General features: G+C 61.2%; 25 protein-coding genes. 7 read left to right on the plus strand and 18 right to left on the minus strand.

The annotated features are described in order from the left end of the window. Positions 1-62: 62 nt before the first annotated feature. From K5554_RS00990 to K5554_RS01020, 7 genes are all read left to right on the plus strand, one after another. Positions 63-767, plus strand: coding sequence for a response regulator transcription factor (locus K5554_RS00990; protein ID WP_221039322.1), 705 nt, complete (start codon positions 63-65; stop codon positions 765-767). Continuing rightward, entirely contained in the window at positions 767-2,215 is a 1,449-nt protein-coding gene (locus tag K5554_RS00995) for a HAMP domain-containing sensor histidine kinase (protein WP_255565557.1), read from the plus strand. The genes K5554_RS00990 and K5554_RS00995 overlap by 1 nt, the downstream gene beginning before the upstream one ends. Positions 2,216-2,424: 209 nt before the next feature. Beyond that, positions 2,425-4,929, plus strand: coding sequence for a tetratricopeptide repeat protein (locus K5554_RS01000; protein ID WP_221039324.1), 2,505 nt, complete (start codon positions 2,425-2,427; stop codon positions 4,927-4,929). A 111-nt stretch (positions 4,930-5,040) separates the two neighbouring features. Then, on the plus strand, positions 5,041-5,541 hold the full coding sequence (locus tag K5554_RS01005; protein ID WP_255565450.1) for a nitroreductase family protein: 501 nt from the start codon (positions 5,041-5,043) through the stop codon (positions 5,539-5,541). 312 nt (positions 5,542-5,853) lie between these two features. Beyond that, positions 5,854-7,329 (plus strand): [FeFe] hydrogenase H-cluster radical SAM maturase HydG, encoded by a 1,476-nt coding sequence (hydG, locus tag K5554_RS01010; RefSeq protein WP_221039325.1) that lies wholly within the window; start codon positions 5,854-5,856, stop codon positions 7,327-7,329. Further along, entirely contained in the window at positions 7,313-7,627 is a 315-nt protein-coding gene (locus K5554_RS01015) for a hypothetical protein (RefSeq protein WP_221039326.1), read from the plus strand. Before hydG ends, K5554_RS01015 begins: the two co-directional genes overlap by 17 nt. A 168-nt stretch (positions 7,628-7,795) precedes the next feature. Beyond that, on the plus strand, positions 7,796-8,566 hold the full coding sequence (locus K5554_RS01020) for a DUF3825 domain-containing protein (RefSeq protein ID WP_221039327.1): 771 nt from the start codon (positions 7,796-7,798) through the stop codon (positions 8,564-8,566). Positions 8,567-8,795: 229 nt separating this feature from the next. Here K5554_RS01020 and K5554_RS01025 read toward each other — a convergent pair whose 3' ends face one another. The 18 genes from K5554_RS01025 to K5554_RS01110 form a co-directional block, all read right to left on the minus strand. Beyond that, positions 8,796-9,467 carry a response regulator transcription factor gene (locus K5554_RS01025; RefSeq protein ID WP_221039328.1) on the minus strand — a complete coding sequence of 224 codons (672 nt, stop codon included), beginning with the start codon at positions 9,465-9,467 and terminating at the stop codon, positions 8,796-8,798. Then, a complete protein-coding gene (locus K5554_RS01030) occupies positions 9,439-10,638 on the minus strand; it encodes a sensor histidine kinase (RefSeq protein ID WP_221039329.1) in 1,200 nt (399 codons plus the stop codon). The genes K5554_RS01025 and K5554_RS01030 overlap by 29 nt, the downstream gene beginning before the upstream one ends. Positions 10,639-10,673: 35 nt before the next feature. After that, a complete protein-coding gene (locus K5554_RS01035; protein ID WP_221039330.1) occupies positions 10,674-11,630 on the minus strand; it encodes a HAMP domain-containing protein in 957 nt (318 codons plus the stop codon). Between the two features lie 6 nt (positions 11,631-11,636). Continuing rightward, positions 11,637-11,987, minus strand: a complete 351-nt coding sequence (locus K5554_RS01040) for a DUF192 domain-containing protein (protein WP_221039331.1) — start codon at positions 11,985-11,987, stop codon at positions 11,637-11,639. 11 nt (positions 11,988-11,998) lie between these two features. After that, positions 11,999-12,925: a type II secretion system F family protein gene (locus K5554_RS01045; RefSeq protein ID WP_221039332.1), complete on the minus strand. Its 927-nt coding sequence runs from the start codon at positions 12,923-12,925 to the stop codon at positions 11,999-12,001. Between the two features lie 17 nt (positions 12,926-12,942). Further along, the gene (locus tag K5554_RS01050) at positions 12,943-13,902 is read right to left on the minus strand and encodes a type II secretion system F family protein (RefSeq protein ID WP_221039333.1); all 960 of its coding nucleotides are present in this window, start codon (positions 13,900-13,902) and stop codon (positions 12,943-12,945) included. A gap of 18 nt (positions 13,903-13,920) precedes the next feature. Further along, positions 13,921-15,282, minus strand: a complete 1,362-nt coding sequence (locus tag K5554_RS01055; RefSeq protein ID WP_221039334.1) for a CpaF family protein — start codon at positions 15,280-15,282, stop codon at positions 13,921-13,923. A gap of 30 nt (positions 15,283-15,312) precedes the next feature. Then, positions 15,313-16,533 (minus strand): CpaE family protein, encoded by a 1,221-nt coding sequence (locus tag K5554_RS01060; RefSeq protein ID WP_221039335.1) that lies wholly within the window; start codon positions 16,531-16,533, stop codon positions 15,313-15,315. Positions 16,534-16,548: 15 nt separating this feature from the next. Then, positions 16,549-17,250, minus strand: a complete 702-nt coding sequence (cpaB, locus tag K5554_RS01065; RefSeq protein ID WP_221039336.1) for a Flp pilus assembly protein CpaB — start codon at positions 17,248-17,250, stop codon at positions 16,549-16,551. Between the two features lie 24 nt (positions 17,251-17,274). Continuing rightward, a complete protein-coding gene (locus K5554_RS01070) occupies positions 17,275-18,219 on the minus strand; it encodes a pilus assembly protein TadG-related protein (protein WP_221039337.1) in 945 nt (314 codons plus the stop codon). Next, on the minus strand, positions 18,219-18,626 hold the full coding sequence (locus tag K5554_RS01075; RefSeq protein WP_221039338.1) for a TadE/TadG family type IV pilus assembly protein: 408 nt from the start codon (positions 18,624-18,626) through the stop codon (positions 18,219-18,221). The genes K5554_RS01070 and K5554_RS01075 overlap by 1 nt, the downstream gene beginning before the upstream one ends. 6 nt (positions 18,627-18,632) lie before the next feature. After that, on the minus strand, positions 18,633-19,145 hold the full coding sequence (locus K5554_RS01080) for a prepilin peptidase (RefSeq protein ID WP_221039339.1): 513 nt from the start codon (positions 19,143-19,145) through the stop codon (positions 18,633-18,635). Between the two features lie 98 nt (positions 19,146-19,243). Further along, positions 19,244-19,420: a Flp family type IVb pilin gene (locus K5554_RS01085; protein WP_221039340.1), complete on the minus strand. Its 177-nt coding sequence runs from the start codon at positions 19,418-19,420 to the stop codon at positions 19,244-19,246. 248 nt (positions 19,421-19,668) lie between these two features. Beyond that, complete coding sequence (locus K5554_RS01090) at positions 19,669-19,941, minus strand: MoaD family protein (protein WP_221039341.1); 273 nt, start codon at positions 19,939-19,941, stop codon at positions 19,669-19,671. Between the two features lie 3 nt (positions 19,942-19,944). After that, positions 19,945-21,747: an aldehyde ferredoxin oxidoreductase family protein gene (locus tag K5554_RS01095; protein ID WP_221040467.1), complete on the minus strand. Its 1,803-nt coding sequence runs from the start codon at positions 21,745-21,747 to the stop codon at positions 19,945-19,947. Further along, positions 21,747-22,226 (minus strand): 4Fe-4S dicluster domain-containing protein, encoded by a 480-nt coding sequence (locus K5554_RS01100; RefSeq protein ID WP_221039342.1) that lies wholly within the window; start codon positions 22,224-22,226, stop codon positions 21,747-21,749. Before K5554_RS01100 ends, K5554_RS01095 begins: the two co-directional genes overlap by 1 nt. A gap of 171 nt (positions 22,227-22,397) precedes the next feature. Then, positions 22,398-23,162 carry a 2Fe-2S iron-sulfur cluster-binding protein gene (locus tag K5554_RS01105; protein ID WP_221039343.1) on the minus strand — a complete coding sequence of 255 codons (765 nt, stop codon included), beginning with the start codon at positions 23,160-23,162 and terminating at the stop codon, positions 22,398-22,400. 10 nt (positions 23,163-23,172) lie between these two features. Then, positions 23,173-25,056 (minus strand): NADH-ubiquinone oxidoreductase-F iron-sulfur binding region domain-containing protein, encoded by a 1,884-nt coding sequence (locus tag K5554_RS01110; RefSeq protein ID WP_221039344.1) that lies wholly within the window; start codon positions 25,054-25,056, stop codon positions 23,173-23,175.

The raw sequence follows: 25,056 nt of genomic DNA on the forward strand, positions 1-25,056 counted from the left end.
TCCTCTGGTTGGAGGAAGGAACCGCGCCGGGCGAAGGCGAAGTAAGCGGCGAGGTGAAGGCGATGGCAGCAGAAACGAGGCGCATATTGGTGGTGGAGGATGAAGAGCCGATCCGGCTCCTGGTGCGGCTGAACCTGGAGCAGGCCGGGTTCAGCGTTGAGGAAGCGGCCAGCGGGGAAGAAGCCTTGGCTAAGCTTGAGCAGAGCCCGCCCGACCTGGTGGTGCTGGACCTTAAGCTGCCCGGCGTCGACGGCTACAGCGTCTGCCGCCGCCTGCGCGACCGCCACCCGGAGGTGGCGATTATTATGCTCACCGCGCGCAGTCAGGACCTGGATAAGGTGCTGGGCCTCGAGTTGGGTGCGGATGACTACGTGGTGAAGCCTTTCAATCCGCTCGAGCTCACCGCCCGGGTGCGGGCGGTGCTGCGGCGCCTGCGCCCCGTCCAAGCCGAAAACAGCGCCGAGCTTTCGGCCGGCGCTTTGACCTTGTCCCTTACCGCGCACGAGGTGCGCAAAGACGGCGCGCTTCTTGCGCTTACCCCCCGCGAGTTCGCCCTGCTCAAAGTGCTCATGGAACACAAAGGCCGGGCCTTCAGCCGGGATGAGCTCCTCGACGCCGCCTGGGGCCAGGATTTCGTAGGCGACCCGAAAACGGTGGACGTACACATCCGCCGCCTGCGCGCCAAACTGGGCCGTGCGCCGGACGGCCGTCCTTACATAGAAACGGTCTGGGGTCTGGGCTACCGCTTTCGGGAGGTGGAGTCGTGATGGCGACCCCCGGCCGGCCGTCGCAGCTTCGCCCCTGGGCCGGCATCCGCGGCCGCCTGGCCGGCACCTACTTCCTCTTGGTGGCGGTGACCGTCCTCCTCATCAGCGTCGCGCTCCTCACCGCCGTCCGCCAGTATTACCTGGATAATATCCGCGACATCCTGGACCAGCAGGCCGGGCTGGCCGCGCAATTCTACCAGAGTTATCTGGGGAAAAACCCGCTCGTCCAGGAGGCGCCGGACCTGGCGGCCGCCTTCTCCGCCACCACGGCCGCGGCGGTGCAGGTGCTCGATTCCTCCGGCCGCGTGCTGGCCGACTCCACTGCGGCGTCCGACCGGCCCAATCTGAGCAGCGCGCCGGACGTGGCCCGCGCCTTGGCCGGTAAGGCGGCGACCTATAGCGGCAGCACCGCCCGGGGCGAGCCCTACCTGGCCGTGGCTGCACCCCTGGCCGTCGACGGCACGGTACAAGGGGCCATCCGCTTCGTCACCTCGCTGGCACCCCTCGAGGCCCTCCTCGGCCGCCTGGCCGGGCGGCTGGCTCTCCTCGGAATCCTTTTGATCCTGGTTATGACCGCGGTCGGCTTCGTTCTGGCGCACACCATTGTGGAGCCGGTGCAGGAACTTACCGGCGTGGCGCGCCGGATCGCCGGCGGCGACCTCACCGTGCGGGCGCGCCGGCATTTCCACGACGAAATCGGCACCCTGGCCGAGACCTTGAACTACATGGCGGCGGAACTGGCCCGCCTGGACCAGCTGAAGAAGGAATTCGTGAGCTCCGTCTCGCACGAGCTGCGGACGCCGCTCACAGCGATCCGCGGCTGGGCCGTCTCCCTGAAGGAAGGGTCAGTGGACCCTGCCTACCAGGAGCAGGGCCTCACGATCATCGCCGCCGAAAGTGAGCGCCTGACAGGGCTGGTGGAAGAGCTGCTGGATTTCAGCCGCCTGGAGGCCGGGAAGCTTACGCTGCGGCGCGGGCGGGTAGCCCTTCCCCCGCTCCTTCAGAGCACCGTGGCGGAGATGCAGCCGCGCGCCCGCCGCCTCGGCCTTACCTTGACCCTGGACGTCCCCCCTGCTCTGCCCGAGGTGAACGCCGACCCCGCCCGCCTGCGCCAAGTGCTGGTGAACCTCCTCGACAACGCCCTTAAGTTTACCCCTACCGGCGGCACGGTGCGGGTATTCGCCGGCCTGGACGCCCCCGAAGGCCGGCTTACCTTCGGCGTGGCCGATACCGGCCCCGGTTTTACTTCCGAAGAGCTGGCCCGCCTCGGCCGGCGTTTTGCCCCCGGTAGCCGCCCCGGCGCCGGGAGCGGCCTCGGCCTCGCGCTCGTCAAGGAAATCCTGGCCCTCCACGGCGGGGAGCTCAAGGCGGAAAGCGCTCCCGGCCAGGGGGCCACGGTGCGCTGCACTCTGCCCCTGGATGGTATGGCGCCTTCCACTGATGTTTGACCCTCTCCCCGCCCGTAACCCTTTGGTAACCCTTCTTTTACCGGTCGTTCACCCTTTACCGGCCTGCGTTCGCTATACTCGAGGTGAAAAGTGGAAAGCCGGCCGCATTCACACGGCGTGCGCGCAGAACCGCGTCCGGAAAAGGTGCTTTGTTCCCAGTCAGCACCCTGAGCGACCGGCTGACGCAGCGTCAAATGGGAGGAAAGGTTATGGGACTGAGCAGAAAGGTTTGGCTGCAGGGCGCGGCTCTGGCCGCAGCCGGGGTGCTCATGGTTGCGGGCTGTACCAGCCTGCCCTCGCCGGGCTCGCTCCTTAAGCCACCTACGCCCGGCGGGCAACCGGGGTCGGAGGCCGAAGTGGACTACAAGCAGATCGTCCAGTCCTTCCTGCCGGCAGGCGCCACCCTCATCGAGCCGACGCAGGAAGGGTCGCACCTCGGCAAGCCCGCCGCGGTGCAGACGGTAGACCTTACCGGCGACGGTGAACATGAGCTTGTCGCCGGCTACCGCCTGGGTCAAGGCAGCGTGGGCGTCCTGGTGCTGGCCGAAGGGATGATCGACCACAACACCTACGGCTGGCACAAGATCTGGGAGGACAAGGCAAGCGGCAACGACCTGGCCCTCCTCCAGCCGGCCGACGTCACGGGCGACGGCGTGCCCGAGCTTTTAGTGGGCGTCTCCATCGGCGCCTCTGTCGGCAACGGCCTGAAGGTAGTGGGCTTCCCGAGCGGCCGACCCCAGGTGCTGGCCCAAAACGCCTACCACCGCCTGGACGTGGCCGACTTTTCCGGCGCCTATGGACCGGACGGCAAGGAAGAGCTGGCCCTCTGGAGCAAGGACACGGGCACCGCCATGGCTGTGGAGGTCTTCCGCTACCACGAGGGCAAGCTGATTCCCGCTCCTGACACGTACACAGCCTACTTCCCTACGGTGGTGAAGTACTACCAGGAGCAGCTCAAAGCCGCCCCGGAAGCCGCCTTTCTCTGGTACTACCTGGCCGACGCCCACGTGAAGGCCGGTCAGCCCCAGGAAGCTCTGTCGGCGCTGGCCAAGGCCGCGGCCCTGCCCGACGCCGGCCTGCCGCCGGCCGCCCTCGCGCTGGTCAAGGGCGAGGCCCTGCTCGCCCTGGGCCGCAACGAGGAGGCGCTGCGTACTTTTCGGGAGATCACCGCGCTTTCCTCTCGTTTGGGGAAGCATGATCAGGCCCGCACCCACTACGGCCTCGCCCGCGCCGCCGAGGCCCTGGGCAACCTGGACGCCGCCCGGGCCGACTACCGGAAGGCGCATGAACTGGATCCGGACTGGCCGCTGCCCGAGCAGGCCCTCGACCGCCTGGACCTTGAACCCCTGGCGCGGCAGATAACCGCGGCGCTGGAACGCCTTACTCCGGAGGAGCGGGCCGATCCCGAGCGCGCCTTAAACCAGATCCGGGGCGGAAAAGCCCTCCGGCTGCACGTTACCAAGGCGAGCGGCGCCGGGCGGGAGCTCATCACCGTGGACTTCGGCCCTGCTGAGGCCGGCCTCTATCCGGCGCACGGGCTCTTCTGGTGGGACGGACCCCGCTTGGAGCGCTTCCACTCCCAGGTCTTTTACAGCAGCGAGGCCGCCTACCACGGGCTGGATGCCGGCTTCGCCGCAACGGAAGCGATGCTCACCCACGGGGTCGGCAGCCAGGCGGAGGCCGCCCTCATCTACGACAGCGCCGCCACAGGGAGCGGCAGTCCCCGCCCGGTCCTGTACCTCCTGCGCCTGGAAGGCCGGCCGTTGCCCGTTCTCTGGCGCATCCTCTGGCGCTCGCCCGGCGCGCCGACCCTCTGGCGGAACAGCCACGGCCAGATCCGCTTCACCGGGCCGGATCTCACTGAGTTCACCCTGGAGGGCGATTCCTGGTCGGTCGGGGATGGGAGGGACAACATCTTCCAGGAGGCCAATGCCGGCCCGCACCGCCGCTTCCTCGACACCTGGCAGCGCGACGGCGACGCCTTTAGGCGCGTGCGCACCCGCACCCTCCCCTCCGCCTACGCCACGCTGGTGGAGCTCATCTACGACCTCAGCACCGGCCGTGATGACGAAGCTGCAAAGCTCGTCACCCACCCTGAGCTTCTTGACTGGGCACGCGCCCTGGTTCTCACGCAGGAGCCCGTCGGTCAGAGGTGGCAGCTGGACCTGGCCGCGCCGGGGCCCAGCCCTGAGCAGGGCGGCCCGCTTACCATCACCGGCGGCCCGGCGGCCGGGGTGACCGTCACCTTCCTGGAAAAGGACGGCCGGTTCCTGGTGAACGGCTTCAAGAAGGACGGCATCACCTTCATCCCCGGTCTGGCCCGGGCCATGACTGACTACCTGGAGAAGGGCGGGATCCAGCATGCCCCCTTCGGCGGAAAGGTCTTCGCTGCCTACCAGCTCCTGGGCACGGCGGAAAAGAACGGGGAGATCCAGGCCTACGTCTGGGCGCTCCTGCACGAGATTGTGCGGGAAGACACGGGATTTAAAGTCGGAAGCGGTTCAAGCCTTCCCCTCGTCCTCAAGTTCCGCCGTGACCCCGACGGGAGCCTCACTCCCGTAGGTTATGACAAGCCCGGCGACGGCGCCTACTACGCCCCCAGCATCAGGCGCCTCTTCCCGCCCGAGCTTGTGGAACCCATCCTCCAGCGCGGCGGCGACGTGCGCGACCTCGCCGCACAGATCTTCCTTAAGGCCCACCGCACCTCGTGGTAGCCCCGCCGGTCGGCGTCACGCGGTAGGATAATCCAGCGGGCCAACGAATTATACTAACGAAAATACAATACGGCTCCCGCGGTAGGAAGCCGGATGCAGAGGTGAGGTAAATTGGATCCTATTCTGGCACGCCGGAGCATCCGTAAGTATACCGCCCAGGCTGTCCCGGCGGAGGACATCACCTACCTTCTCCAGGCGGCCATGAGCGCCCCGTCGGCCAACAATGAACAGCCCTGGCATTTCGTCGTCATCAAGGACCGGAAGCTCATGGCCGAAATCCCCAAGATTCACCCCTATGCGCAGATGGTGCCGGGAGCGCAGCTGGTCATCATGGTCTGCGGCGACCTCTCCCGGGATGCCACGAACGGCTACTGGGTGCAGGACTGCGCCGCGGCCACAGAGAACATCCTCATCGCGGCCCAGACTAAGGGCCTCGGCGCCGTCTGGCTGGGCGTTCACCCGCGCCAGGAGCGCGTGCACGGCCTACAGCAACTCTTTGGCCTCCCCGAAAAGGTGGTGCCCTTCGCCCTCGTCCCCCTCGGCTACCCGGCGGAGCACAAGCCCCCGGCCGACCGCTTCAACCCGGCCCGGGTGCATTACGATCGCTGGTAGGAAGACACCCCCAGGCAGGGACCTGGGGGTTTTTGTGCGCTCTCTGCTCTTGAGTTGCGCTGCCGTATATGTTAAACTTATGTCAAGAAAGTTTCTACGGCCCCAGCCAAGGCCGCTCCGGCTGCGGCGAAGGCCAGGAAACACTTAGCCTCAAGTACCTGAGCTCAGGGGAATTCTGCGAGCGAGGGCCGAGGGGGGAGAAGAACATGCTCAGCATTCGTTGAGGCCACCTTGCCGGTTGCCGCAGTAAAGGCACCGGCAAGCGTGGCATTTTTGTCGCCGGATAGCCATTTAGTAAAGGAGGGCGGCCTGATGTTGAGCGCAGCCGCAAGAAGCTGGGCAGACGAACGTTTGGAAAGGATCTTGAAGCACGAAGCTGAGGAGAAGCGGCGGGATTTTATCGATGACGGCAGGATCGAAGCGCTTCTCGAAGAGACGGCCGATCCGGCCAAGGAAAAAGTGCGCGATGTCCTGGCCAAAGCCAGGAGCTTGGCAGGGCTTAAGCCGGAGGAAGCGGCCATACTTCTGAATAACACGAATGAAGACCTTTGGCAGGAGACGTACGCCGTCGCCCGCGAAATTAAACAAGAAATCTACGGCAACCGGATCGTGCTCTTCGCTCCTCTCTACATCTCCAGCCCCTGTGTCAATGACTGCATTTACTGCGGCTTCCGGCACTCCAATCCCCAGGTCCAGGGTAAAACGCTCAGCTGGGACCAGCTGGAGAAAGAGGTCCAAGCCCTGGTCGGGAAGGGACATAAGCGGTTGATAGTTGTCTACGGCGAGCACCCCGCCAGCGATATAGACTTCATGTGTGAAAGCATAAGAAGGATTTATGCCATCCGCAAAGGAACCGGCGAAATCCGCCGCGTCAATGTCAATGCCGCGCCCCTTTTTGTCGCTGAGTACCGGCAGTTGAAGCAGGTAGGCATTGGTACCTTCCAGGTGTTCCAGGAGACGTATCACCATGGCACTTACGCCCGCCTGCATCCGCGCGGCACCTTAAAGCATGTTTATACCTGGCGCCTCTTTTCCCTTCACCGGGCCGAAGAGGCGGGTATTGATGACGTAGCCATCGGCGCCCTGTTCGGGCTTTACAAGTGGCGCTTTGAGGTGCTGGGGCTGCTTTACCACGCGGAGGACCTGGAACGCGAATTCGGTGTCGGCCCGCACACCATCTCTTTCCCGCGCCTGCAGCCGGCCGCCAATACACCCTACGCCACCGCCTCGCCCTACCTCGTATCAGATGAAGAGCTGAAAAAGATCGTGGCGGTTTTAAGATGCGCCGTGCCTTATACGGGGCTCATCCTCACCGCCCGTGAACGCCCTGAGGTGCGCCGGCAGGTGATACCCCTGGGCGTGTCCCAGGTGGATGCCGGCTCGCGCATCGCCATCGGCGGGTACGAAGAAATGGAACACGAGCACATCCCCGACCGGGAGCAGTTCCAGCTGGGCGATACCCGTTCGCTGGACGATTTCATCCGGGAGCTGTGCGAAGACGGCTACATCCCTTCTTTCTGCACCGCGGGCTACCGCTGCGGCCGGACCGGCGAACACTTCATGTCCCTGGCGAAAAAGGGTCTCGTCAAGAACTTTTGCACCCCAAACGCCGTCCTCACCTTCAAGGAATACCTCCTCGACTATGCCTCCCCGGCAACCCGCCAGGCAGGTGAAGGAGTGATACAGCATTACTTGGCAGCGCTGGAGGCCGGCCGGCCGGCGCAGGCGCAGGCCGTCCACGAACGGCTCCAGCGCTTGGAGGCGGGCGAACGTGACCTCTACTTCTAGCCGACAGCAAAGCCCGCCTTCCGGCCGGTCAAGCCCACCAGCAGCGGCCCTGAGGCCGATTGCGGCGCAGATCTGCACCCGCTATCCTATTGCCAAGGCCTACTTCGCCCAGGCCCTGGGCCGTCGTTTGCACTTCCTGACCAGGGCGGGGGAAGAAACCTATTTGCCTGCCGTCAAAATCCACATTAAAGGTGATCTCTACCTTTTTTGCGAACCCCGCCGGGAGCTGGGGAGCGAAGTCTACGCGCAGTTGGTCCAGGAAGTAAAGGACGCACTCGAGCTTTGGCGGGGAAATTAGAAGCCGGCCGGCAATGGCCCCGGCCGGCCCTTTTAGCCCGCACCATGATCCCGCCACGGGAAACCCCCAGGTGTGGCCTGGGGGTTGTTTATTGCCAGCTATAACCTTCTCTGGTATAATTATGATTACGGCGTCTCTGCCGGGTATTACTCTGTAGGAGGGAAGATATTGCTTCTAAGCGAGTTTGCATTCGTCCGGCCCGATATTATCAAGAAGGTTGCTGAGTTTGCCGTTAAGGAAAAGTGGGGCGAAAACGAAGAAGACTTAAGTATTCTTCAAAAGTACATTGATTACAACTTTGAAATCGCTTATGAACAGAACCTGATTAAATTCGCCGAGGACAAATCTTATTGTCTCTGGCGCGTAGGGCACCTGGTGACCGACCGGGGCGAGCCTATCACCATCCTTTTTGTTAAGAACAGGTTGGAAAACAAGCAGCCTTACTTGGCCCTCTTTGTTTTTAAGGGTATAGAATTCGATGCCAAGGTTGGGGACAGCACCGTGCGGGAAAAAGCGCCCAAGGCACCGCGCTACAAGTTCCCCAGTTATCATGCCAATTACAAGCTCAACTTCAACTTTGACCACTACCTGAGCGACCACGAATCACGCGTGGCAGCGGCTTTGCCCAACCTTACCTCTTACCAGCGGTACCTGATCGTACTCGGCGCCATCCAGACAGCACACCTGATTGCCTCGCAGGTGGCCGTACCGCAGTGGTTCCGGGACAAGAACGCCTCTGTCGGCGGATATAAGTGGCTGCTGCCCCTGCGCATCACCGACCCGGACCTGTCCAAGAAGCCGAATCTGGTAGCTGCCCTCGACCCGGATAACGACAGCCGCGAGTACCTGGTACGCACCCTGCTCCCGCCCGAGTGGGCTTACGCCAACGCTCGGGCGGTGATCAGCAGTATCGACGCCAAGATCAGCCACTGGGTATAGAAGTAATAATCAACCAGGGTAGAGTAAGTGCAAGGCTTTCCGGCCCGTGACGAGCTGCAGGTCGGATTGCCCTGCACCCCTCTCAGAACCGTGCCTGCACAATTGACGCACACGGCTCCTCACAGTGCCGTGCACTAAAGGTAGCTGAGAAGTTCCGGCCGCACATCGTTCGATGCTCACATAGATCCGGGGACGGGGGACTGGTCGCTCCCAGTCCCAGCACGTGATGTCAAGTCTGCACCAGATTGTGCTTGATGGCAAACAGCACCGCTTGGGTCCGGTCGCCGACTCCCAGCTTCTGGAATATGTTGGTCAGGTGGTTCCTCACCGTCTTTTCGCTTATGTAGAGCTTTTCCGCTATCTCCCTGTTGGAAAGCCCCAGACAGATCTGCTGCAGCACCTCGAGCTCTCTCTCCGTCAAAGCAAAATGATAGCGCGACTCTTCTTCTCTTTTTTTTGAAAGCCGGTTGAGCTCGTGGAAAACTTTGGGGGTAAGTGAAGGAGGGATAAAACCCTCCCCTTCCGCCACGCACCGGATGGTTTTCACAAGCTCGTGGGGCCTGACGTCCTTTAAGACGTAGCCGGAAATGCCGCCCCTTATAAGCTCAAACAAATACTCCTCCTGGTTATGGATCGTGAGGGCTATTATCTTTATCCCCGGCTTTTCCTCTTTTATCACCTGCGTGGCTTTTATGCCGTCAACATTCGGCATATTGATGTCCATCAATACGATGTCGACATCGGTATTCCTGGCCAGTTCTATCACCTGGTCGCCGTCTTCGGCCTCCCCGACCACGGTGATATCCGGCTCCAATGAAAGAATTTTTCTTATACCCTCCCGCAGAAGAGCATGGTCATCGGCAATAATTACTCTAATTTGTTTTTTCTCTGCCTGTGACATGCTCACCCCTCCGAACCCCAACCAAGCCATTTTCTTCGGGGGCGGTCGGTACACTTAGAATCACTTCCGTTCCCCGGCCCGGGGAAGATTTTACTTCAAATTTGCCTTTCAATAACTGTATACGCTCCCTCATTCCGACAAGCCCGAAGGCCGTCCCGCTTTTTTCGGCCATTACTCTTTCCACGTCGAAACCGCAGCCGTTGTCTCGGACCACTACATTTATTCGGTTTTTCAAGAACTCTATTTTAGTCAGCACCTCCGTAGCCCTGGCATATTTCCTGATATTGGTCATGGATTCCTGGACGACGCGGAAAACAGCCACCACTAGAGGAGAAGGGAGTTCGTACTCTTTTCCCACAACCACTATCTCGACGTAGATACCGTAGTCGTTCATGTATTGTTCGACGTAGCGCTCGAGGGCCGGCACGAGGCCCAGATCATCAAGGGACATGGGGCGAAGATCGAAAATTATTTTCCGCACGTCCTGGAGGCTCCTTCGCACCAGGTCCATCAAACTGTAGAGTTCCTCCCTCAACATCGCCGGATTAACTTCCATGAGCTTCAAACAAAATTCGGCCCTCATCACTATATTCGCCAGGCTCTGGGCGGGCCCGTCGTGAATCTCCCTGGCCACCCGCTTGCGCTCCTCTTCCTGGGCCATGACAACCGAGAGGCCCAGGGCCTGCATCTGCTGCATCTCGCCTATCCGGCTGCTGATGGCGTCAAGATCGTTGCTCAATATCTTGAGCACCATTCCCACGTTGGCAATCAACTCTTCCGAGCGCTTTATGGTGACCTCCAAGTTTTTGAGGTTGCGCTCCAGGTGGTCCCTGTGCAGTCGGAGCAACTTTTCCTGTTCGCGCTTGCTCAAAAGCTCGATCTGCTTTTTATTGGCTTCTTCGTAAGCTCGTTTAATTTGCTCTTCACTATGACGCTTAAAATCCCGGCTGACTTCCATTAAATGCCTTCTCGCCTGGGCGTAGGCCTTTTCCAGGTCGTCAACCTCTCGGATAATACCTGCTATCTCCTTTTTTACCGACTCAAGCTCATGCTTTGTCCTCTCGTACTCCAGCCTCGCGCTCTCGCCCAACTGGTAGAGCTGCTCCTTGCTCTTTTCCACAACTCTTCGCGTCTTTTGTATTATCCTCTCGAGATTCTCGATATTGACCAAAGCCGTTCATCCTCTAACCCAAATTATAGTACTTTTCAGCCTTCCGTCTTAAACTGCAGCACCAGTGAGTTAAGCTGGTCGCACATACGGACAAGGCGCCTGGCACAGGAGTTAAGCTCCTTCAGCAGTTCGGACCGTCGGGCGGCTTCGAGCTCGCCGGCATCTTTTTCAAAGACTTCCGAGTGCCTGGCTATAAGATTGGAAGTCGAGCACATATCGCCCAGTTTCTCCCTTATGGTATTAAAGAGCACCCCCAGCTCCCTGGTCATCACGTTGAAAGCTCTGGTCAGATGCCCCAGTTCATCCCGGGTAGCCACGGGCAGCTTATACGAAAAATCACCGACGGCAACCCTTTCTGTAGCCAGCAGCAGCCCTTTTATCGGGCGCCCCACCGCCCTGATGATTATCAGGCGGGCCAGCAGGAGCCCGGCCAAAGTTGCCAGCACAAAGTTGAAAATAATGTTGTACGCCGTCTGGCGCAGGTAACTCTCAACCGAACGGAAGTCCATGAGGATGTACGTATGGCCGAGGGCTTGCCCGCCGGTGTCGACGATGGGCGATGTAAAAGCAACGGCGGTCACCTTACCGCTACCGTCTTTTATAAGGGCAAGTTTTTTGCCGCCCGCCCCGGCTATTAGATCGTCGGCTTTATCTTTAGCCGAAGCCCCACCCGCGATGCCGGAGGAGGCCACGGCGTCGCCGTTTTTGTCTAAGACTACAGCCTCAAGGATAGAGGCATCGTCCTCTATATCTTTCATCATCCGGTTAAGCAGCAGATAATTCCCCGACCCTGTCGCTTCGAGCGCAACCGTATTAACAAGGCGAACTGTCGCCCAACCCCGGTCCACGACCCCATTTATGAAGGCGTCGCGCTCCCTGACATACGTGGAAAAACCCACCCCTCCCATCAAGAGGGTGATGATCAGGGTAAAACCGAGGCTCAGCCGGAAGGTAAGAGAAAAACCTCCGCCTTTGTACCAGCTTGTTGTCATATTTTATCACTCCTCAAAAGTAAATTCAATCACATCGTCAATTTCTGTGCCGGTGGCTCTGCACACCCCGGCCGGGAGTTCCAGAGCTTTTGTGGCCCCTCTGACCACCGGCCCCAACCGAAACGGCGGGACGGAGTGCGCCACCTTCAAGACCCGGTCGTCGCGGTCCAGGAAGATCACATCGATGGGGTATCGCATGAACCAGGTATGTATAGATGAACACGGCACAAGCAAGAGCCCCATACCCGTTCGAAAATCCGCTGTGCAAATCAAACCAACCAGCCTTTCGGCAAAAGAGAAGGCCGTCCTAACCTGCTGGGCCAGGACCGTTTTCCTGGTGAAATTAGTCGCCTTCATGATTTCTCCCCTTAGAAACCAAAGGCACGCATTATCTGGATGGCCGCCGGACCAAGTAAGACGATGAACACCGCAGGGAAAATGAACATCACCATGGGCAGGAGCATTTTTACGGGTGCTTTCATGGCGGTTTCTTCCACCCGCTGGCGGCGCTTCTGCCGGGCTTCCTTGGACTGCGAGCGCAGCACGTTCCCTATGCTTATGCCCAGCTGTTCAGCCATGATGACCGACCCCACAAAATTCGACAGGTCGTCGACGGCCATTCTGTCGGCCATCTCCCGGAGTGCTTCTCTCCTGGACTTTCCCATCCTTATTTCCTGCAAAACCTGGAACAGCTCGTCGGCCAGGACGCCCCTGGATCTCTCCACCACCTTCACCAGGGCGGCGTCAAACCCCAATCCGGCCTCCACGCACACGGTGATAAGATCCAGCACGTCGGGCAGAGACTTTTCCACCTGCTGCCTGCGCTGCCGGGCTTTGGAGCTCACAACCGCATCCGGCGCTAGCCACCCGGCGATGCACCCTAAAAAGGCCATCACCGCAGACTGCATCGGCGTCTGTCCGGCCAGCTTCCATAGCTCCATGAACCCCAGCGCCCCCAGCCCCGCCAGCACATACTTCACCGCTAAGAGTTCCCGCGCGGAAAGATTCCACGGTCTGCCTGCCTCCAGGAGCCTTTTCTCCAGCGTTTCCGTGCCGGCGGCCGGTATGTGCCGCACCAGAGCTTTCGCCGCACCGGCCAGCATGGGCTTTATGAACCTGTGCAATAAAGGGAAGGATAATTCCTGTTGCCTGATGGAAACGGGGGCGGCGCCCACCACTTCCGTCACCCTCTTGCTCATCCTTATGCTTTCCCCGCAGAGCGAGCGGTGCAAGAACAGGGTAAGGCTAAACACAGCGCCGAAAACCCCGATCAAAGCCCAAGCCATAGCTGCCATACTCTAATACGGCCTCCTCAGAACCTGATGTCCACGATCTTCCTGATTATGAGCAGCCCAGTCAATTCGCCTGTTACGGCCAGCGTCAACATGGTCCATCCAGCCCGGGAGGAAAAAAGCTCCATTACGTATGAGGGCCTTACCACCATCATGAAGCCACCCAGGATCAGGGGTAGGAGGCCTATAATAAGGCCGGAGATACGCCCCTGGGCGGTGAGGGTCCTGATTTCCCGCTTAATGCGCATGCGATCCCGGACGGTCTCCGCAATATTGTCCAAAACCTCCGCAAGGTTGCCCCCCACCTGCTTCTGGATCAGGACCGCCGTGACTACCAGGTCCAGGTCTTCGCTGTTCACCCGCCTGGCCATGTTTTCAAGGGCCTCTTCGGTCGGGGTCCCCAGGCTTATTTCTTTTATGGTCCTTGTAAACTCTTTTTTTATGGGATCCGGCAGTTCCTTGCGCACCATATCCATGCTCTGCAGAAAGCTGAAGCCCGAGCGCAGGGAATTGGCCGTAATGGTCAGGGCGTCACCGATCTGGGCGTTAAAACTTGCAAGCCTTTTGGCCCTGGCGGCGTCGAGCGCCACAAACGGCATCGCGGCGGCCGTAAGGCCCAGAACTAAGCTTCCGGCAGGATTGAGCGTTATCGTAAACGCAACGAGCGAGGTGGCAACGGCACAGGCGAGGACAATGACGATAAATTCCCCTCCGCGGAGCAACACGTCGGCTTCTTCCAGTTTTTTATCCGCCAGCCGCCCCAGGCGCCGCGCCAGAGATAAACCGCCCGCCCAGGTCAATAATCTCCGCCATAATTCCGCTCGCTGCCGAGCAGCGGTCGGCTCTTCTTTTCCGGCGTCCCGCGAAGCGATTCTTTTTATGCGCGTCATCACCAGACGCCGATCGGAAGAACCGGCCTCGGTCAGCCCCAGCGCCGTCAAAAAAACCGCTAAGAAGACCAGCACGCTTACGGCTTCCACTGCTTCACCCTCTTCAGCCTACAGAATCGACGGCTGAAACACTTCCGGCGGCAATTTGATACCGCCGGCTTCGATGCGGTCCAGGCATTGGGGCCGGATGCCGGTACAGGAAAAACACCCCTTAACCCTGCCGTCGCGTTCCATCCCCGTCTGGCGGAAGGTGTACAGATCCTGCAGCACAATCACTTCTCCCTCCAGCCCGAGGACCTCCGTTATGTGCGTGATACGCCGGGAACCGTCCCGCAGGCGGCTTTGTTGGATGATCAAGTCTATCGCCGACGAAATCTGCTCCCGAATGGCCCGCACCGGCAGTTCCATCCCGGCCATCAGCACCATGGTTTCCAGGCGGGAGAGCATGTCGCGCGGCGAATTGGCGTGGCCGGTGGTGAGCGACCCGTCGTGGCCCGTGTTCATGGCCTGCAGCATATCCAACGCTTCGCCGCCGCGCACCTCGCCTACGATTATCCGGTCGGGCCTCATGCGGAGAGCGTTCCGCACCAGGTCGCGGATGGTTATAGCTCCTTTGCCTTCGATGTTCGGCGGCCGGCTCTCCAGGGTGATTACATGCGGCTGGCGCAGCTGAAGCTCCGCCGCGTCTTCAATGGTGATGATCCTTTCTGTCGGGGGGATAAAGGAAGACAGGACGTTGAGCGTCGTCGTCTTGCCGCTGCCGGTGCCGCCGGACACCACGATATTAAGCCTCGCCTTGACGCAGGCCTCGAGGAAAGCGGCCATCTCCCGGGTGAGGGTGCCGAAATTGATCAGGTCTTCTACCGTGAACGGGTCCTGAGCAAACTTCCGGATGGTGATGACCGAGCCGTTCAAAGCGAGAGGGGGGATGATGGCGTTTACCCGGGATCCATCCGGAAGCCTGGCATCCACCATGGGCATGCTCTCATCGATGCGCCTTCCGAGCGGTGAAACTATCCTGTCGATGATGTTCATGACATGGTCGTTGTCCCGGAAAAAGACATCGGTGAGTTCCAGCATGCCGTTTCTTTCCACATAAACCTGGTGCGGGCCGTTGACCATTATTTCGCTGATCTCAGGGTCATTGAGGAGGGGAGTAATCGGCCCGTAGCCCAGTATCTCGTCGACTATCTCCGCGGCTATCTTAAGCCTTTCCGGGCGGGGAATGCGGCTTTCGCCGTCGGAGGTCAAATAAGCCTCCACCAGCTCTTCTATGCGTTTGGCCAAGAGCGCGTTGTCTCTTTCTTCAGGAGCTTTTATGTCCTTAAGCTCATCTACAATCTTCTTATGCAGGCTGGTCTTTAACGCGGCGTAAGGGTCCCGCCCGGAGTGGCTTGGAGCCGTCTTCCGTTCCTCGCGGTGCACATCTTCCGCCGCTCTCTTGCTTTCAAGCCTCTTCAGCAAGGACATGTTCGGTCACTCCGTATAGAAATAGTGAACTCAAAAACTGAACATTTTTGTTACCAAAGACTTGAGGGTGGTTACTTCCCTGCCCTCGTTTCCTTTGTGCAGATCCAACAGGCCGCTTAGCTCTTTCACGGCGGCCGCTACTTTGGCATAAGGCTGGGCCATAACAAAGGGCACCCCTTTGTTGACGGCACTTCGTACCGTTTTGGTGTCTTCGGGCACGGCAGCCGTTATGGCGGTGTTCAGCGTCTTTTCCAGTTCCTTGACCTTCAGGCCTTCGCTGCTCTGCTGGTTCAGGATTATCCTCACTTTAGACTCACAGTTCAGGGTTTTCATGATGTCCAGAGCGGTTTTGACGTGTTTTAGTGTAGTGAGGTCCTGGTTCAAGACGAGCGCTATCCGGTCAGACGCTTCCAGGGCTCCCAGATTGATATCGCTGTAAAGCGGAGCAGTATCTACTATGATGTAGTCGAAGTTTTCTTGCAAGATTTTCAGAAGCTGCTCCACGTGGGACGCATGGACCAGTTCCGCCTGCTCCGGCGAGAGCGGCGCCGGAAGAACCCTGGTCCCCGAGAGGTGGGGCACCAAAAATACGTCCACCAGTTGAAAATCCAGGGTCTCCTGTTCCTGGACCAGGTCGGCTATGGTGCTTCCGGGGTTAATATTGAGCATCACCGCAGCGTCGCCGGCCGTGAGGTCCAGATCCACTAGGGCCACCTTTTTCCCGGTCTCCTGCGCCAGGGCCACGGCCAGATTGCAGGCCAGGGTTGTTTTGCCTACGCCCCCTTTGGTGCAGAAAAAGGTGATGATTTTGCCCTTTTGCCTGAGGGCCGGCGAAGCATTGGCGCCCATGGGCGACGTCAGGTATATGTTGCGGCGCTTCTGGGATTCGTCGACCCGGCGGATGGCGTTGGCCAGTTCATCGGCCGAGAAAGGTTTTATCAGATACTCCCTGGCACCGGCGGCCATAGCCTTGCGGAGGTATTCCCGCTCCCCCTGGATGGAAATGATGATGATGGCACACTGGGGCACATTCACGGAAATCTGCTCCGTGGCACCGATGCCGTCCAGGCGGGGCATGTTTATATCCATAAGTATCACGTCGGGTTTCAGTTCCTCCGCCAAGGACACAGCTTCACAACCGTCGGCGGCTTCACCCACCACCTCTATGTCGTCTTCAAAATAGAGCAGGCGTTTTACGTCTTCGCGTGTGGTGGCTATATCGTCGGCAATCAAAACCCTTATCGGCGTCATACAAAACTCTCCCCGCTATCGCACTAAGTGTTCAAGTCTGCTTGTCAGAACAGGCACGACTTCGACGTCATCCGGCGAGCGCAGCGCCAGTTGAATACTACCGTGCTGGACGGCCAGGGCTATCTGCTGGGCCTCAACCGGTTCGACCATAATGGTAACGGTCTGGAGCTCTTGTTTTGACCCTCCGCCGCCTTCAAGATTTCCGTCGACGGCCAGCACCGGCACGTTTTGAATTATGGTGGACGTGACGGGAGCTTTTTGTTCATCGGGGGCGTTGAAAGTAACCAGCACGTCAACGCGGTCTCCCGTATTAATAAGCCCGTGGAGGGCTGTAATGTTATTCACCGGAATGGAAATTGCCCGCCTCCCCTTCTCCACTTTCGCCGCCAGGCCGGCGGCGACGTCGCTTCTCGCCACCAGCTTGCTGCTCAAGATCAGCTCGCCGGGATAGATGTCGGTCACGGCTATTTTGCCCGCCGCATCTTTGACGTCTACCACCGTGCCCGGCAGGACGTATTCCACAGGCATCTCTTTGAATTCCAGCATCTCGCCGCTTATGACCGTCCTGGCTGCTATTTCCCGTTTGGCTATGGCCACGCGGGCGAAATGCCCGGAGGTCCTGTAAGTTCTCTTGAGATTTTCCAGGTAGCTATAGGTGCCGAGAGCGGCCGCCAGGCCGAAAATGATCGCCAGTAGAAAGATGAGTCTGTTTCTCATAAGGTCAATTCTCCTCGCCAGTTTCTATTCCACCAGCTTGGCCGCGTGCAGGCCGTAGTCGGTTCCGTTGGGGTCCAGGGTATAGCGCAGCCCTTCCGGCGGGACCATCTGTAAAAAATAGCCGGATACAACGCTTTCATGGCCCGTCCCTTCCACCCCTTTTAATAGAAAGGCGCCGAACCCGACTATTTTTACCTCGTCCCTGCCGCTCAAGTAGGCGGGCTCAAAAATCGGCACTATCATAACCATCGGGCAGTCGGGGTGATAGGAATTTATCGTGCACTTGGGGGTATGCCGGCACAGGCTCAAACGGTAATTTACTCCTTCTTCCGTAGGGCCCGACATGTTTCCCGGCTCCGTCAACACCCAATCTCCCACACTTACAGTGCCGCTGTAACCGTATTTCAGGTTATTTCTGTAGCTGGACGCACCCCTGAACCCCAGCGCCAAGGCCCCGTAATTGCCGGGACCGTATCCGTCGTGCGAACCGGCCTTCAACTTGTATTCCTGTCCATAGACCAACCTCTGGTCGGGGATTCCAAAGGGCACCACTCCGGTTACGCTCTTAACCCTGCCGAAAACGGCAGAGGCCTTTGCCGAAACCTGGCTGCCGCTTAAACCGAAAACCCGGGCAAAGGTAAAATCAACCCGGCGGGACGCTTCCACGGTCACCCGCGCACCTGCGGAATCGAAGCTTATGGCGGCCTCTTCCGGATTCACCCCGTTATATTCCAGGTATTCTACCGCCTTTTCTCCGGCCGCCACCGTCGATGGAAGTTCCCGGGCGGCGGCCAGGGCCGCGGCGTCACAGGCGTTCTGCAGACGGTTTTTTCCCAAGGCGAGGGCCCCCACATCCGTGGCCAAAGCGGCAAAGCCCAGGATTACGGTCATCAGAGCAGCAGCCAGGACAAGGACTGTCCCTTTCTCGTCGCGCCTTATTTTTTGAAGAACGTCATTCGGCCTCTTCATCATTCTATCCTCATGGTAACCCGGCTTTTCAGCGTGAAGGGATTCGGCAACAATTTATCGAAAAGCGGGGTTACCAGTTCCACGTCGTAAGCAACTTCCACGGTAAGCGGCAGACCCGACGTCCGAGCGGACTCGCTCGGCTCGAGCTTTGTTATGTGCAAATTGGTGTCGGCGTTGGGCAGGGGAGCGGTCTCACGGATCGTGGCGACAATTTCCGCGTCGGTTTTACCGACGGCGCCGGCCCTCGCTCCTTCCCGGGCGGCGTGCGTTATAACGATGTATGAATAAGAGATGCGACCGAATTCCAGGATGCCGAACAGCACCAGGATAATCACCGGCAGGGTCAGGGCGAGTTCAACCAGCGACTGCCCTCTCTGGCTTTTCCAGAGCTTTTCCCCTTTGACCATACCACATCACCCCAGGAAATACGCCAGCGCGGTGCCCGCCGCAATGGCTATGCCGTACGGAAAGGTCTGGGCCGAACCGGTGTAGATGGTGTCGAGTAGGTTGACCCGCGGCATAAGGCCCAACACCGAGAGTAGAGTAAAGAGCGCGGCTTTAACCCGTGCCCCAAAACCTCCGCTCCTGATCATAACGACTATGGAGATGAGGCCGCCGACGAGGGCCGTGTAAAGGAACGCCGCCCAAACGAAGTCGGGGCCTTTAAAGGCTCCCACAACCCCTAGGAGCTTGACATCCCCCGCCCCCATCCCGCCCATGATGAAGGGCACGAAGAGAAGCGCCATGCCCAACGTAAGGCCTTTTAGCGCGGCTAACCCTCCGGCCGGACCTCCCGCATAAAAATTGCCCACCAGGCCCACGGCCGCCGCGGGGAAAAGCACGGCGTTGTAGATCTTCCGGCACTTGAAATCCGTATATGTGCAAACGGCCACCACCAGGATAAGGAAGTAGTCAGCAGTCGCCATACAACCAGCTCTTTTCTAAAGGCTTTCTTGCTGAAGCGGCCCTACCGAAGAGTAGGGCCAACGACAATAAAGTCCGCCTCTAAAATTTTTGTACCCGATCAGGGCGTCTTCCCTTCCAAACCATCTTTTACCTGAGTGAATTTGGTATTAATACCTTGTCCCAAGAGTTGGAGAGCTGCAATCACCACCACAGCCACCAGCGCCAGGATGAGCCCGTACTCGGCCATGCCCTGTCCTTCCTCACCGGTCAGGAGCTTCTTGAGGTGCTCAAGCATTTTTCTCTACCTCCCGTGTTTTGTATTCTCGGTTCCTCGCCTGCCTTCGAGTCCATAATAGCACCGGGGACGAGCCTCTGCATGGTGCACCTGTCCAGACTTTTTGCCGCCGATGCCCATAGCCCGGGCGGGATATTTGTCCCGGGTTGTCCCCAAAAGCATGGGTGCCTGGGCAAAGAAAAAAGAAGGGCCTCGCCCTTCCGTCTAAAGACACCTTGCTCAGCCGATCCCTCGGTGGCCTGGAAGGTCTAGCCGCCGGCGACCAGGGGAAAGATGGATACGGTATCGCCAGGCACGAGCTTCGTCTTCAGGCCGTCCGGCAGGTGGGCCAAGTGCCGACCGTTGAGGATAAGGATGGCTTCGCGGCTGAGGCCGTCGGGGCCGTAGACGGCACTCTGAAACTTGGGGCCGTAGCGGGCCGCCAGCTCGCGGAGGAGCTCCTCCACCGAGCCGGCGGCCACTCTTGTTTCTTTGGCGCGGGTGATTTCGCGGATCCCGGCGAAGAAGAGAACCCGGACCATGCTTCACGCCAATCCTAGGCCGGCGAGCTTTTCGGGAGTAGGTACGCCCTCGGCGGACCAGCCGCGCACCTCGTAGTACTGGGGCAGCATCTCGGGAAGCTTAGAGACTTTGCCCTTGGCCGGCCCGCTTTCCACCGGCTCGGTGAGGAGGCGCGGCGGGAGAGTGTCGTCCGCGGCAGTGAGCCCGGCGGCCAGGTTGAACAGCCGCTCCAGGTTCCAGATGCGGTCGCCGCAGGCCATAAAATCTTCTACGCTGTATTCAATACCCGTGGCGGCGCTGAGCATGGCCGCGATCTCCGGCGCGCCGAGGGCGAAGGTGGTAAAGAGGCAGATGCCGCTGGAATCGAGCGCCGCGGTGAGGTCTTGGAAGGTCTTGAGCCAGGCCGGTTTCTCGGCGGTGCTGTCCGGATCGAGCTTTTCGGGAATACCAAGGACCTCCGGGGAGGTAAGGTAACCGCGCACGTGGCAGCCGCCGCGGTTGGAGGTGGCATACTCCAGGCCCATGCCTTGTACCACGCGGCCGTCGTAAGCCGGCATTTCCTGCTTCTTGACGGACATAGAGAACTCGGGGTGGCCGTATTTCTCGGCCAGGCGGTAGGAGCCCAGCGCCAGGTCGGCGCCGAAGCCGCGCTTGTACCCGGTGTCCTCCGTGAGCTTTACCATAGCGGCGGCGTCGCCGAAATGGAGCGCCTGTCCCACGGTGGCTTCGTCCAGCACACCCGCTTCATAGAGGTCCATGGCGCAGGCGATGGTGCTGCCCATGGTGATGGGGTCGATCCCCAGCTCGTTGCAGAGGAAGTTGGCCTTGCAGATGGCATCGAAGTTATCGATGCCGCACTGGGCCCCGAGCGCCCAGGTGGCCTCGTACTCCGGACCCTCACCGGCGCCGGCGAAGGGGCCGGACGGCACCGCGGTGACGCGGCCGCAGGCCATGGTGCAAGCGAAGCAGGCCTTCTTGCGCACCAGGCGGGTGGCGGTGTGGGTCTCGCCGCTGATCTTGTCCGCCGTCTCAAAGTACCCGGTATGGAAGTTCCGCGTCGGCAGCGCGCCCAGCTGGTTGAGGATGTTGATGAGAACGTTGGTACCGTAAGTAGGGAGGCCGCCAGAGGTCACCGGGTGGGCGGCCAGCTTGGCGCGCGCGTCCAGGACCGCCTGCTTAAAAACCTCTTTGTCGGCCACCTTGACGCCGCCCGTGCCGCGCACCACCACGGCCTTGAGATTCTTCGAACCCATAACCGCGCCCACGCCGGTACGGCCGGCAGCGCGGTGCTTGTCGTTGATCACCCCGGCAAAGAGCACCCTGTTCTCGCCGCCGGGGCCGATGCAGGCCACCTTGGCCTCGGGGTCGGTCTCGGCCAGAAGGGTATCGGTGGTTTCGCCGACGACCTTTCCCCAGAGGTGCCCGGCCGGGCGCAGCTCCACCCGGTCATTGTTGATCCAGAGGTATACCGGCTGGGCGGCACGCCCCTCGATGATGACGAGATCATACCCCGCGTACTTCAGTTCCGGGCCGAAGTAGCCGCCGGAGTTGGAGGCGGCGATGGTGCCCGTCAGCGGCCCTTTGGTGACCACGTTGTAGCGCCCGCCCGAAGTGGCGAAGGTTCCGGTGAGGGGGCCGGTGACGAAGAGGAGCTTGTTCTCCGGGCTGAGCGGATCGACCTTTGCATCCACCTCGTCGCTGAAGATCTTCTCGCCCAGGCCCCGGGCGCCGATGAACCGGCGCGCCAGCTCGGGGCACAGGGACTCGGTGCCGACTTTTCCCGCACTCAAGTTGACGCGCAGGATCTTGCCCACCCAACCGTACATCACGCCCGCACCTCCTCCACCAGTTTGGCGAACTTGGCCGAGTAGGCCTTCTTGCGGCCGAGGGTGACCGTGTCGGCCGGCAGGTACTCGATGGCCTTTTCCGGGCAGAAGGCCACGCACTGCGGGTCGCCTTCGCAATAGTCGCACTTCACCGCCTGCTTGGCGGCGGGGCTGTAGGTGATGTTGCCGAAGGGGCAGGCCACCACGCACATGCGGCAGCCGATGCATTTTTCCCCGTCCACGGAGACCAGGCCCGCGGCCGCGTCTCTGGTAATGGCTCCCACTTTACAGACCTTCAGGCAGGACGGCTCGTCGCACTGCAGGCAGGTCAGCGGCACGGCAATCCCCGCCTCGAAGCGCAGCACGGAAATACGCGCGGCCGCCGGCCGGAACTCGCCCTCGTGCTGCAGGGAGCAGGCCAGCTCGCAGCTCCCGCAGCCGGTGCAGCGCTCGGGGCTGATGAGTAGGACGTGGCTCACGTATTCTTCCCCCTCTTTTCAAATTTCCGGCAACGCAGGACCAACCACCTTTCCCAGGCCCCACCTCCTTCTGGGCCATGGATCCCGGGCGCACTGAATTGCGCCCTACAACCCGGCCCAGCATCTGGTAGTCTTGCAGCGGTGCGCTGGTCGCGCCTTCTTCCCACACCCTCAGGGAGTCGCTGATCCAAGCGTCCGGCCGATAAGTCGGGCCTCGTCCTCCCGGCGGCAGCGGGGGCAGAACCGGGCCTCCGGTGGCGCTCCAGGCAGTTCCTTCGCCGCCCACGCCAGCTGTTCCACCGTGGTGAAAGGCCGGCCGCAGCGCTCGCAGCGCACCAGGGTAAAGTCGCGGTCCCAGATGCGGCGCCGCTCGGCCGTCTCTTCCACCTTAATGGCGCCGGTGGGACAGACGGCGGCGCAGGCGCCGCAGCCCACGCAGGCCTCCGGCGGCTCGGCGAAGGGCGGACCGACCGTCTTTTCCCGCCCGCGCCAGGCGGTCCCGATGGCGTCATTGCCTTCAGCAGCGCAGGCGCGCACACAGCGCAGGCAAAGGATGCACTCTTGGGGCTCGGCGGCAAGCCGCGCTTCAGCCTGCACCCCATAGCGGGCGGCGAGCTCCGCCACAGCCTCCACCTTGGGGTGGCGCGCCAGGAGCAGCGTAAGGAGATAACGGCGCGCGGCCTGCACCTGCGGGCTTTCGGTGAGTACCTCCAGCGGCTTTTCCACGGGGTAGAGGCAGGAGGCCACCAGGCGACGGCGCCGCCCCTCCTCAACCTCCACCAGGCAGAGCCGGCAGCCCCCCAAAGGCGGCAGGGCCGGGTGGTCACAGAGCGTGGGGATGAACACTCCCGCCCCCTTGAGGACATCCAGCAGCCGGGCACCCGGCGTGGCCGGCACCGCCGCGCCGTTTATTCGGAGCACGATGCTGCCTTTCATGTTGTTGACCTCACTTCCGCAAAACTTCTTGCCGGGCGCGCCGCGTGATCCTTACGGCAGCAAAGCGGCAGGCGTCGTAGCAGGCGCCGCAGCGCGTGCAGGCGGCCTCGTTCAAGAGGTGAGCGCGGCCCTTCTCCCCGCTGATGCTGCCCGTGGGGCAGGCACGGGCGCAGGCGCCGCACCCCCGGCAGGCGGCCGGGTCGATCCAGTAGGCGAAGAGCGCGCGGCACACGCCGGCGCGGCAGAAGCCTGCCAGGTGCTCCTCGTACTCCTCCCGGAAGTAGCGCAGGGTGGAAAGGACCGGGTTAGCGGCCGTCCGGCCCAGGGCACAGAGGGCCGTTTCTTTAAGCCCCAGCGACAGTTCCTCAATGAGCTCGATGTCCCCGGCCTGCCCCCGGCCCTGGGTGAGATCGGTAAGAAGGCGCAAGAGTTGGGGTATCCCTTCCCGGCAGGGCAGGCACTTTCCGCACGACTCTTCGGCCAGGAACTTGAGGAAGTAGCGGGCCAGGTCCACCATGCAGGTGCGCTCGTCCATCACGATGAGGCCGCCCGAGCCCATCATGGAACCTGCCTCAGTGAGGCGCTCATAGTCCACCGGGAGATCCAGCAGGCCGGCCGGGATGCAGCCGCCGGAAGGCCCGCCCGTCTGCACCGCCTTTACCTGCCGGTCGCGCAGCACACCGCCCCCGATGTCGTAGATGATCTCGCGCAGGGTGGTGCCCATGGGCACCTCCACCAGGCCGGTGTTCTTCACCTTGCCCACCAGGGAGAACACCTTGGTGCCGCGGCTTTTCTCCGTGCCCAAGCCGGCATACCGCTGCCAGCCGCGGTTGATGATTTCCGGCACGTTCGCCCACGTTTCCACGTTGTTCAGCACCGTAGGCTGCTCGTAAAGGCCCTTTTCCGTGGCGTGGATGTACTTGGCCCGCGGTTCGCCCGGGCGCCCCTCCAGGGAGGCCATGAGGGCCGTGGACTCCCCGCAGACGAAGGCCCCGCCGCCGCGGCTCACGCTTATGTCAAAGCCAAAGCCGCTCCCTAAGATGTCTTCTCCGAGGAGGCCCAGCTCCCGCGCCTGGGCCAGCGCGGTGGTAAGGTGCTTCACTGCCAGGGGGTACTCGGCCCGCACATAGATGAACCCTGTGTGGGCGCCCACGGCGTAGGCGCCGATGATCATCCCTTCGATCACGCTGTGCGGGTCGCCTTCCATGATGCTCCGGTCCATGAACGCCCCCGGATCGCCCTCGTCGCCGTTGGCGACGACGTAGCGCACGGCCCCGGGCGCCCGCCGGCAGGTCTCCCACTTGCGGCCGGTGGGAAAGCCGCCCCCGCCCCGCCCGCGCAGGCCGGAAAGCTTAATCGTTTCAATAACCTCTTCCGGCGTCATACCGGTCAGGGCTTTGGCCAGGGCGCTGTAGCCGCCGGCGGCGATGTAGTCGTCGATGTTCTCCGGGTCGATGAGCCCGTTGTGCCGCAGGGCCACGCGGTACTGCCGCTTATAAAAAGGTATCTCGTCGGCACTCGGGATGGCCTGCTTGGTGTTGGGATCGTGGTAGAGCAGGCGGGGAACGAGCCGGCCCGCGGCCACCGTGTCCCGCAGGACGGCGGCGGCATCGTCCGGCTGCACCCGCTGGTAGAGGATGTTCCCCGGCTGCACGATGACGATCGGCCCGCGCTCACAGTACCCGTGGCAGCCGGATGTCTTCAGCCTAAGCCCGATCTCGGCCACCAAGCCCTGGCGGGCCGCTTCCTCCTTCAGCGCCTCTAACACCTTAAGGCTCCCGTTGGCCCGGCAGCCCGTCCCGGCGCACACCCATACCGCCGGGCGGCCCTCAGCGCGCCCAGCCGAAAGGCGGGTGCGGTAGGCGGCCAGCTCTTCAACGCTTGCAAGTCGCAT

It is taken from the genome of Gelria sp. Kuro-4, assembly GCF_019668485.1.
GTDB lineage: Bacteria > Bacillota > DTU030 > DUMP01 > DUMP01 > DUMP01.

Bases quoted from the DNA above. Each gene is read 5' to 3' on its own strand.
- K5554_RS01110 (WP_221039344.1), bottom strand. From the start codon at position 25,056: ATGCGACTTGCAAGCGTTGAAGAGCTGGCCGCCTACCGCACCCGCCTT.
- K5554_RS01060 (WP_221039335.1), bottom strand. From the start codon at position 16,533: ATGACGCCGATAAGGGTTTTGATTGCCGACGATATAGCCACCACACGC.
- K5554_RS01045 (WP_221039332.1), bottom strand. From the start codon at position 12,925: ATGGCAGCTATGGCTTGGGCTTTGATCGGGGTTTTCGGCGCTGTGTTT.
- K5554_RS01095 (WP_221040467.1), bottom strand. From the start codon at position 21,747: ATGTACGGTTGGGTGGGCAAGATCCTGCGCGTCAACTTGAGTGCGGGA.
- K5554_RS01055 (WP_221039334.1), bottom strand. From the start codon at position 15,282: ATGTCCTTGCTGAAGAGGCTTGAAAGCAAGAGAGCGGCGGAAGATGTG.
- K5554_RS00995 (WP_255565557.1), top strand. From the start codon at position 767: ATGGCGACCCCCGGCCGGCCGTCGCAGCTTCGCCCCTGGGCCGGCATC.
- K5554_RS01000 (WP_221039324.1), top strand. From the start codon at position 2,425: ATGGGACTGAGCAGAAAGGTTTGGCTGCAGGGCGCGGCTCTGGCCGCA.
- K5554_RS01105 (WP_221039343.1), bottom strand. From the start codon at position 23,162: ATGAAAGGCAGCATCGTGCTCCGAATAAACGGCGCGGCGGTGCCGGCC.
- K5554_RS01025 (WP_221039328.1), bottom strand. From the start codon at position 9,467: ATGTCACAGGCAGAGAAAAAACAAATTAGAGTAATTATTGCCGATGAC.
- hydG (WP_221039325.1), top strand. From the start codon at position 5,854: ATGTTGAGCGCAGCCGCAAGAAGCTGGGCAGACGAACGTTTGGAAAGG.
- K5554_RS01075 (WP_221039338.1), bottom strand. From the start codon at position 18,626: ATGGTCAAAGGGGAAAAGCTCTGGAAAAGCCAGAGAGGGCAGTCGCTG.
- K5554_RS01085 (WP_221039340.1), bottom strand. From the start codon at position 19,420: ATGCTTGAGCACCTCAAGAAGCTCCTGACCGGTGAGGAAGGACAGGGC.
- cpaB (WP_221039336.1), bottom strand. From the start codon at position 17,250: ATGAGAAACAGACTCATCTTTCTACTGGCGATCATTTTCGGCCTGGCG.
- K5554_RS01040 (WP_221039331.1), bottom strand. From the start codon at position 11,987: ATGAAGGCGACTAATTTCACCAGGAAAACGGTCCTGGCCCAGCAGGTT.
- K5554_RS01090 (WP_221039341.1), bottom strand. From the start codon at position 19,941: ATGGTCCGGGTTCTCTTCTTCGCCGGGATCCGCGAAATCACCCGCGCC.
- K5554_RS01035 (WP_221039330.1), bottom strand. From the start codon at position 11,630: ATGACAACAAGCTGGTACAAAGGCGGAGGTTTTTCTCTTACCTTCCGG.
- K5554_RS01080 (WP_221039339.1), bottom strand. From the start codon at position 19,145: ATGGCGACTGCTGACTACTTCCTTATCCTGGTGGTGGCCGTTTGCACA.
- K5554_RS01070 (WP_221039337.1), bottom strand. From the start codon at position 18,219: ATGAAGAGGCCGAATGACGTTCTTCAAAAAATAAGGCGCGACGAGAAA.
- K5554_RS00990 (WP_221039322.1), top strand. From the start codon at position 63: ATGGCAGCAGAAACGAGGCGCATATTGGTGGTGGAGGATGAAGAGCCG.